5 protein-coding genes and 1 other annotated feature are annotated in these 10,130 nt (G+C 33.8%); all 5 genes read left to right on the top strand.

Annotated features, from left to right (window positions below):
• The first annotated feature begins 123 nt into the window (after positions 1 to 123).
• The 5 genes from RR643_RS10025 to RR643_RS10005 all read left to right on the top strand — a co-directional run bounded on the left by RR643_RS10025 (position 124) and on the right by RR643_RS10005 (position 10,079).
• The gene (locus RR643_RS10025) at positions 124 to 2,739 is read left to right on the top strand and encodes a valine--tRNA ligase (protein WP_332469723.1); all 2,616 of its coding nucleotides are present in this window, start codon (positions 124 to 126) and stop codon (positions 2,737 to 2,739) included.
• Positions 2,740 to 2,849: 110 nt separating this feature from the next.
• Positions 2,850 to 3,788 (top strand): alpha/beta hydrolase, encoded by a 939-nt coding sequence (locus RR643_RS10020; protein WP_332483129.1) that lies wholly within the window; start codon positions 2,850 to 2,852, stop codon positions 3,786 to 3,788.
• A gap of 105 nt (positions 3,789 to 3,893) precedes the next feature.
• Positions 3,894 to 7,019 carry a pyruvate, phosphate dikinase gene (gene ppdK / locus RR643_RS10015; protein WP_332483128.1) on the top strand — a complete coding sequence of 1,042 codons (3,126 nt, stop codon included), beginning with the start codon at positions 3,894 to 3,896 and terminating at the stop codon, positions 7,017 to 7,019.
• 141 nt (positions 7,020 to 7,160) lie between these two features.
• Positions 7,161 to 7,360: a binding site (T-box leader), on the top strand.
• Positions 7,361 to 7,395: 35 nt separating this feature from the next.
• Positions 7,396 to 9,135 carry a threonine--tRNA ligase gene (gene thrS, locus RR643_RS10010; RefSeq protein WP_332483127.1) on the top strand — a complete coding sequence of 580 codons (1,740 nt, stop codon included), beginning with the start codon at positions 7,396 to 7,398 and terminating at the stop codon, positions 9,133 to 9,135.
• Positions 9,135 to 10,079 carry a hypothetical protein gene (locus RR643_RS10005; RefSeq protein ID WP_332470251.1) on the top strand — a complete coding sequence of 315 codons (945 nt, stop codon included), beginning with the start codon at positions 9,135 to 9,137 and terminating at the stop codon, positions 10,077 to 10,079. Before thrS ends, RR643_RS10005 begins: the two co-directional genes overlap by 1 nt.
• Positions 10,080 to 10,130: the final 51 nt, after the last annotated feature.

Raw genomic sequence — 10,130 nt, 5'->3', positions numbered from 1 at the left:
GTGAAGCACAGTTGTCAGGCCCTTCACACGACCCTTAAGGGTCAGTGTGGTAATAACCCTTATAGGGTTAAGTCAGAACCACGTGTTTTACACGTGGAAGCTATTTGAAAGAAAGAGGATAGAATAATGAAAGAATTAAATGCAAAATACAATCATGCAGAAGTAGAAGCGGATAAGTATAATCATTGGGTTGAAAAGGGATACTTTACAGCTGGTGATAAAAGTAAGGAACCATTTACAATTGTAATCCCACCACCAAATGTAACAGGGAGATTACATTTAGGTCATGCATGGGACAATACACTTCAAGATATTATTTCTCGTTACAAACGTATGCAAGGATTTGATATGTTGTATCTTCCTGGTATGGATCACGCTGGTATTGCAACACAAGCAAAAGTTGATGCACGTTTAAAAGATGAAGGTATTAGTCGTTATGATTTAGGAAGAGAAAAATTCCTTGATCGTGCATGGGAATGGAAAGAGGAATATGCAGGTTTTATTCGTTCTCAATGGGCTAAGCTTGGAAATTCAGTGGATTACTCACGTGAACGTTTTACGCTTGATGAAGGACTTAATCAAGCAGTAACAAAAGTTTTCTGCGATTTGTATAATGAGGGATTAATCTATCAAGGAGAACGAATCATTAACTGGGATCCTAAAGCTAAAACAGCGCTTAGTAATATTGAAGTAATTCACAAAGAAGTAGAAGGGGCTTTTTATACCTTTAATTATAAAGTAGTTGAAACTGGAGATAGTTTTAAGGTTGCAACTACACGTCCTGAAACGATGTTTGGTGATGTATGTGTAGTAGTACATCCTGAAGATGAACAATATAAACACTTAATTGGAATGCATGCAATAAATCCTGCAAATGGTGAAGCATTACCAATTATTGCGGATGATTATATTGAAATTGGTTTTGGTACAGGTGCAATGAAATGTACACCAGCCCATGATCCAAATGATTTCCAAATTGCTGAACGTCACAATTTACCAAAAATTGTTTGTATGAATCCTGATGGAACAATGAATGAATTAGCAGGAGCATTCAATGGTATGGATCGTTTTGAGTGTCGTAAAGCAGTAACTGAAAGAATTAAAGAAGAAGGTAATTTAGTTTCTATAGAAAAACATGTTCATCAAGTAGGTCATTCAGAAAGAACAGATGTTATTGTAGAACCATACTTGTCAAAACAATGGTTCGTTAAAATGAAACCACTTGCGGATGATGTATTAAAGAACCAACAAAATCCTGAACAAAAAATTAACTTTTATCCTCAACGTTTTGAAAATACATTCACTCAATGGTTAGATAACATTGAAGATTGGTGTATATCAAGACAACTTTGGTGGGGTCATCGTATTCCTGCTTGGTATCATAATGAAACAGGTGAAATCTATGTTGGTCTTGAGGAACCAAAGGATATTGAAAACTGGACGCAAGATGAAGATGTTCTTGATACTTGGTTCTCAAGTGCATTATGGCCATTTAGTACTTTAGGATGGCCAAATGAAACTGAAGATTTAAAACATTACTATCCAACAAACTGTATGGTTACAGGATATGATATTATCTTCTTTTGGGTTGCACGTATGGCTTTTCAAGCGAGACATTTTACAAACTCTTATCCATTTAAAGATTGTTTAATCCATGGTTTAATTCGTGATGAACAAGGTCGAAAAATGAGTAAGTCATTGGGTAATGGAATTGATCCAATGGATGTGATTGAACAATATGGTGTAGACTCATTACGTTTCTTTTTAACTACAAATTCAACACCTGGTCAAGATATGCGCTACATTCCAGGAAAGGTAGAAGCATCTTGGAATTTCATCAATAAGATTTGGAATGCTTCACGTTACGTTATGATGAATATACCAGAAGGTTTTGATACTAAGAACTGTGATTTAAGTCAAGGTTCAATGACTGACCAATGGATATTACAACGATTCAATCAAGTACTTGAACATACAAATTTAAACATGGATAAATATGAATTCGCAATTGTTGGAAATGAATTATATAGTTTTGTATGGGATGACTTCTGCAGTTGGTATATTGAATTTAGTAAATCAGGATTAAATAGTGAAGATGAATCTACTAAAATGGCAACACTAAATACACTCGTTGCAATGTTAGATGCAATCATTAAAATGCTACATCCATTCATGCCATTTGTAACAGAAGAAATATATCAAACATTACATAATACAAATGAATCAATTTGTGTTGCAACATGGCCAACTACAATTAATAAAATTGATACAAATTCTGCGAAAGAAGTTGATCAACTGATTGAAATTATTACAATCATTCGTCAAATCAAAACAGACAACAATTTAAAACCAAGCACACCACTTCGTGCTATGATTCAAAATCTTGATGGAACACACAAAACTTATGATAAAGAAGTTGCATCAATCTTAGAAAAAATGTGTAAGGTAACATGGGTTGATTCTATTGATGATGAGTTAATGGTTCGTCCAATTGAAGGTGGTTCGATATCATTACCGATGAGTGAAGTAATTAACTTAGAGGAAGAAATTAATAAACTGAATAAAGAAAAAGAATCATTACAAAAAGAAATTAGTCGTGGTGAAAAAATGTTATCGAATGAAAGCTTTATTTCGAAAGCATCGCCAAATAAAGTAGAAGAAGAAAAAAATAAGTTAGAAAACTACAAAAATCAATACGAAATCGTATCAAATCGCTTAAAAGAATTGACTTCTAAATAAATTTATCATTAAATATTAATAGGTGATAAATGAAAGAAGAGAAATCGAAAAAGAGAATTAACTACAGTTATTCTTTTTAAGAACTCTTCTTTTTTTCTTTGGGGGTATCTATGGCAGAAAAAAGTGGAAGTAAAGTAGGTAAGGTATTAGCAGTTACAGCAGGAGTAACTCTTGCAGTTGGCGCAACATATTGTGCAACATGTGCGTATATCTTTACAAAAGTTTTTAAACGTAAAAAGAATCCAAGTTACTTGGAATTTTCGAATTCATTAATTACAAAAAAAGATAATGATCTTTGGTTTGATAATGTTGAAAAGTCAAATGTAGAAATCGTTTCATATGATGGCTATAAGTTAAGTGGAACATTAATCCAACAACCAACGGATAACTATGTCATTGTATTCCATGCTTATGATTTTTTTGGAACGCAAGTTTTGGATGTACCAAAGCGTTTCTATGATGAAGGTTATAACTGCTTAGTTGTTGACCAAAGAGCTTATGGCGCAAGTGAAGGAGATTATACAACACTTGGTTGGAAAGAACATTATGATTGTGTAGATTGGATTGACTTTATCATTAAACAAAATCCAAATGCGAAAATAGTGTTACATGGAACATCACTTGGTGGAGCAACTGTATTAAATGCTACAGGAGAATTCTTACCGAGTAATGTAGTATGCGCTATTTCAGATTGTGCATTTACATCTATAGAAGATTTATTGAAGTATCAAATAAAACGATTCATAAAAGTTCCTTTTGGTGCACTTGTACCAGGTGTGAATTTATTATGTAAATCAAAAATGAATTTTAACTTATATGAAGCTAATACACTTCGTCAAGTTAAGCAATCGAGTACACCAACTTTATTCTTACATGGTGAGTTAGATAGCTTTGTTCCATTTGAAATGGTATTTGATTTATTCTATGCATGTACAGCAGAAAAAGAATTATGTACATTCCAAGAATCTAAACATGCAGAGTCATTCTTGGACTCAAAATATTTTGATAAAATATTCGAATTTGTTAATACTCATTTAAATAAAGAGTAATTATAATTTTTAGGTTGTGAAAAAACGGTGAATAGTTTATTATAAGGATAGAGTTAAATGTAACCGGTTTAAATTTTTAGTTCATATAATAAATAGGAGGAAAGTATGCCAACAAAAAAATACGTTTACAAATTCTCAGAAGGTAAAGGATCAATGCGTGACCTTTTGGGAGGCAAGGGTGCCAATCTTGCAGAAATGACAAGTTTAGGAATGCCTGTTCCACAAGGATTTACAATCACTACAGAAGCATGTACTGCTTACTACAAAGATGGAGAAAAAATTAGTCCAGAAATTATTAAAGAAATTTTCCAAAATGTAGATGCTTTAGAAAAACTAACAGGAAAGAAAATGGGAAGTAAAGATAATCCATTACTTGTTTCTGTTCGTTCAGGATCACGTGCTTCAATGCCAGGTATGATGGATACAATCTTAAATCTTGGTATCAATGATGACGTTGTAGAAACAATAGCTAAGAAAACAAATAATCCACGTTTTGCTTATGATAGCTATCGTCGTTTCATTCAAATGTTTGCGGATGTTGTTATGGGACTTCCAAAGAGTCGTTTCGAAGAACTAATTGATGAAATGAAAGAAGAAAAAAGAGTTACTCTTGATACTGATTTAACTGCTGACGATTTAAAAGATTTAGTTGTTAAGTTCAAAGCATTTTATCGTGAAAACTTAAAAGAAGATTTCCCAACAGATGCAAAAACTCAACTTGAAAAATCAGTTGAAGCTGTGTTTAAATCTTGGAATAATCCTCGTGCTATTTACTATCGTAAAATGAATGATATCCCAGGTTCTTGGGGTACAGCTGTAAATATTCAATCCATGGTATTTGGTAATATGGGTGATGATTGTGGTACTGGTGTTGCCTTTACTAGAAATCCTGCAACAGGAGAAAATAAATTATTTGGAGAATTCTTAATGAATGCTCAAGGTGAAGATGTTGTTGCTGGTATTCGTACACCTCAAACGATTAATGAACTAAAGAAAATTATGCCTGCGGCATATAAACAATTTACTGAAATTTGTTCTCGCTTAGAGAAACATTATAAAGATATGCAAGATATGGAGTTTACAATCGAAGAAGGTAAACTGTATATGCTTCAAACGCGTAATGGTAAACGTACTGCTGCTGCAGCGTTAAAGATTGCATGTGATATGGTTAAAGAAAAACTAATTAGTAAAGATCAAGCATTAATGATGGTTGATCCTAAATCTTTAGATTCTTTATTACATCCACAATTCGATTCTTATGATATGCAAGCAGTTAAACCAATTGCTAGTGCTTTACCAGCATCACCAGGTGCTGCTTGTGGTCAAATCGTATTTACTGCAGAGAGTGCTATTGTTGAAGCTAATAAAGGTAAGAAAGTAATTCTTGTTCGTTTAGAAACAAGTCCTGAAGATATTGAAGGTATGCATGTTGCACAAGGTATTTTAACTGTTCGTGGTGGTATGACTTCTCACGCTGCAGTAGTTGCTCGTGGCATGGGTCGTTGTTGTATCTCTGGTTGTGGTGAAATAAAAATCAACGAAAAAGAACATTACTTTGAAGTACATGGTGTAAAATATCATGAAGGTGATTTCATTTCATTAGATGGTTCAACAGGTAATATTTATGGACAAGCTATTAAGACTGTTCCTGCATCTATTTCTGGTGATTTTGAAATGTTTATGAAATGGGCTGATGCACGTCGTACGATGAAAGTCAGAACAAATGCAGATACACCAAATGATGCTAGACAAGCAATCTTATTCGGAGCTGAAGGTATTGGTCTTGTACGTACAGAACATATGTTCTTTGATGCAACTCGTATTAAAGCAATGAGAGAAATGATTGTTTCTGAAGATGAAACACAACGTCGTGCCGCATTAGAAAAATTACTTCCAATGCAACGTGGCGACTTTGAAGGAATTTATGAAGTTATGGAAGATCGACCAGTAACTATTCGTTACTTAGATCCACCTCTACATGAATTCTTACCTACAAATGAAAAAGATATTGAAGACTTAGCTCATGAAATGAAGATGACTATCAATGAACTTAAACAAGTTATCGCATCTTTACATGAATTCAATCCAATGATGGGTCACCGTGGATGTCGTTTAAGTGTTACTTATCCTGAAATTGCTGAAATGCAAACACGTGCTGTTATTGAAGCTGCAATCAATGTAAATAAAAAACATCCTAAGTACAATATCGTACCTGAAATTATGATTCCACTTGTTGGTGAAGTTGCTGAGTTAAAATATGTTAAAGATATTGTAATCAGTACAGCTGATCAAATTATTAAAGAATCTGGTGCTAAACTAAAATATATGGTTGGTACTATGATTGAAATTCCAAGAGCTGCATTACTTGCAAATGAAATTGCAACAGAAGCTGAATTCTTCAGTTTTGGAACAAACGACTTAACACAAATGACATTTGGATTTAGTCGTGATGACGCTGGTCAATTCTTATCAGATTATTATGATAAGAAAATCTATGAGCAAGATCCTTTTGCAAGATTAGACCAAAAAGGTGTTGGTAAGTTAGTCGAGATGGCTGCAACATTAGGCAGACAAACTCGTCCAAATATTAAATTGGGCATATGCGGTGAGCATGGAGGGGATCCAAGCTCTATTGAGTTCTGTCACCGTGTAGGATTGACTTATGTATCTTGTTCTCCATATCGTGTGCCAATTGCTAGATTGGCTGCAGCTCAAGCTGCAATCAAATATGATTTGGAACAAAATGCTAAGAAGGAGGCAAATAGAATGGTAGCAAAAAAACCAGTAGCTAAAAAAGCAGCAGCTAAACCAGTAGCTAAAAAAGCTGTAGCAGCTAAACCAGTTGCAAAGAAAGCAGTTGCTAAGAAAGTAGCAGCTAAACCAGTTGCAAAGAAGGCAGTTGCTAAGAAAGTAGCAGCTAAACCAGTTGCAAAGAAAGCAGTAGCTAAGAAAGCTGTAGCAGCTAAACCAGTTGCTAAAAAAGCAGTAGCAAAGAAACCAGTTGCTAAAAAAGCTGTAGCTAAAAAACCAGTTGCTAAAAAAGTTGCAGCTAAACCAGTTGCAAAAAAAGCAGTAGCAAAGAAACCAGTTGCTAAAAAAGCTGTAGCTAAAAAACCAGTTGCTAAAAAAGTTGCAGCTAAACCAGTTGCAAAAAAAGCAGTAGCAAAGAAACCAGTTGCTAAAAAAACTGTAGCTAAAAAACCTGCAACAAAAAAAACAACTAAGAAATAAATTATAGGGATTAGGACTGTTATTCATAACAGTTCTTTTCATTTGTAGAATCAAGATACTAATAGAAGAAAAGTACATTTCATTCAATCTTAGACTGTTGCATGGAGGTTGACAAAAGGGTAGATGAAGTCTATTATAATAACAGATACGAAGAACAAGACATGATGATAAATACTTTGATAAGAGAGATAGTTGGTTGGTGAAAAACTATTGATAAGGTTTATGATTACCACTTGGGAGTAGCATTTTCGAAAAAATGCCGGCAGCAACCGTTATTGTTTGAGTGCTTAGTTCAATGAACTAGGAATTAAGGTGGTACCGCGTAAATATACGTCCTTTTATGAGGACGTTTTTATTTGTTTAGGAGGAGAAAAATATGATAAACATTAAAGAAAATGAAAAGTTAAATGTATTGAATCACAGTTGTGCTCACTTGCTTGCACAAGCAGTAAAACGAATTTATCCACAAGCTATGTTTTGGGTAGGACCAGTTATTACTGATGGTTTTTATTACGATATTGATTTAGGTGATGTTTCACTTAAAGAAGAAGATTTAGAAAAAATTGAAAAAGAAATGAAGAAGATATCAAAAGATGGTAAACGTATTGTGCGTGAGGAATTAACAAAGGAAGCTGCTTTGGAAATGTTTAAGGATGATCCTTATAAGATTGATTTAATTTCACACATGGATGAAGAGGATACTGTAATTACTTGTTATCGCCAAGGTGAGTTTGTTGACTTGTGTCGTGGTCCACATGTGGATACTGTAAAAGAATTAAAACACTTTAAACTTTTGAAAGTTTCAGGTGCTTATTGGAAAGGTGATGCTAAAAACAAGATGCTTCAACGTGTTTACGGTATTTGCTTTGAAAATGAAGAAGATTTACAAAATCATTTGTATTTACTTGAAGAAGCTAAAAAACGTGACCATAAGAAATTAGGTCGCGAACTTGATTTATTCATGATGAGTGAATATGCACCAGGTATGCCATTCTTCTTGCCAAACGGTATGATTTTACGTAATATTTTGGAACAATTTTGGTATGAAGAACATACTAAAGAAAATTATGTATTCATCAAAACTCCAATTATGATGTCTAAAGAATTATGGGAAATTTCAGGTCACTGGTTTAACTATAGAGAAAATATGTACACTTCAGATGTTGATGATCGTGAGTTCGCTATTAAACCAATGAACTGTCCAGGTAGCTTACTTGTATTTAAGAGCGGATTACATTCATATAAAGATTTGCCTATTCGTATGGGTGAACTTGGTCAAGTACATCGTCATGAAGCAAGTGGTGCGTTAAATGGTTTATTCCGTGTTCGTACATTTACTCAAGATGATGCGCATATATATATGACTCCAGAACAAATTGAAAGTGAAGTTGTATCGTTAATTGCATTTATTGATCGTATTTATACTAAACTTGGTTTAGAGTATTCAATAGAATTAAGTACTCGTCCTGAAGAAAAATACATCGGTTCTATCGAAATTTGGGATAAGAGTGAAGAAGCATTAGCAAAAGCATGTAAAGCTGCAGGAAAAGATTTTAAAATAAATCCAGGTGATGGTGCATTCTATGGTCCTAAACTCGATTTCCATATTCGTGACTCATTAGGAAGAGTATGGCAATGCGGAACTATCCAACTAGATATGAATTTACCAGAACGCTTTGACTTAACTTATGTTGATGCAAATGGTGAAAAAGTAAGACCAGTTATGTTACACCGTGTTATTTTTGGATCAATCGAACGTTTCATTGGTATCTTAATTGAACACTTTGCAGGTGCTTTCCCATTGTGGTTAGCTCCAGAACAAGTTGTCATTGTCCCAGTACATCATGAAAATCATTTGGAATATGCTACTAAAGTTGAAGCATTACTTAAAGAAAAAGGTGTAAGGGTCAAAATAGATGCAAGAAATGAAAAATTGGGCTATCGTATTAGAGAAGCACAAACTCATAAAATTCCAGTTCAACTCGTTGTAGGTGAGGGCGAAATTTCGTCAAACAGTGTCAATGTACGTCGTTATGGCAAACAAGAGTCTGAAACAGTTGAAATTAATGAATTTATTGAAAAGTTACTTCTAGAAATCGAAAATAAGGTGAGATAATGAAAAAAATTATTGCGTTAGTAAGTGCTATGTTGTTACTTGTTGGTTGTGCAAGTACTCCAGTTGAAAAAACTCCGGAGCCAACTGCAACAACAGAACCAGTTCAACTTACAGTACTAGCTCCTAAAGGAGCAACTGCATTACCATTAATACCAGTATTATTAGATGGGATGGCAGATGTAACTTTTGTAGATGGTACGGATGTGATTCAAGCAGCATTTGTTAACCCAACACCAGAGTATAATGTAATTGTAGCGCCAACAAACTTAGGAACAAAACTTGGTAGTGCTGGTAAAACAAAATACAAGATGTTAGGTATTATTACATGGGGTAATTTATACTTAGTTGGTGAAAATGAAGATGTATTAAATCAAGAAGGTGAATTAGCTGCGTTTGGTGAAGGTGCTGTACCAGGACTTATATTCAATGAAACAATTGTTGATATCGTACCGCAAGTGACTTTCTATAATTCAGTAACAGATGCGCAAGCTGCATTGTTGTCTGATAAAGCGAATATTGCATTGCTTGCAGAACCTGCAGCAACTGCAACAATTGCGAAATTAAAAGAACAAGGAAAAGAATATAAAATTATTAAAGATCTTCAAAAAGAATTTGAAGTAAAAACAGGAACATTAGGTTATCCACAAGCAGCTATTTATGTTCTTGAAGATGAGTATAATGCGAATAAAGAGGTTTATGATCAATTGATTACAAAGATTAATGATTATGTTATGAGTATTAATGCAGATACAATGAATCAATTAAAGACAGATATTGAAACAATTACGCCTGAAGTACTTGGTGTACCTAGTAGTGAAATCGTTTCTAAGACATGGGATCGCATGAATATTCGTTATGCTAGCGCAAGTGAATCTGTTGAACAATTAAAAACATTCTTAGGGTTGTTTGGAATTGAAAACTTTGAAGAATCAATCATCAAGTAAAAAGTGAGCAATCACTTTTTTTTCTTGTGAAAAAAGTCTATTTTTTTAACA

The organism is Anaerorhabdus sp. (assembly GCF_036637135.1).
Lineage (GTDB): Bacteria > Bacillota_I > Bacilli_A > Erysipelotrichales > Erysipelotrichaceae > Anaerorhabdus.
Note: the sequence above shows the minus strand (reverse complement) of the source record. Positions and strands in the feature narration are given on the sequence as shown.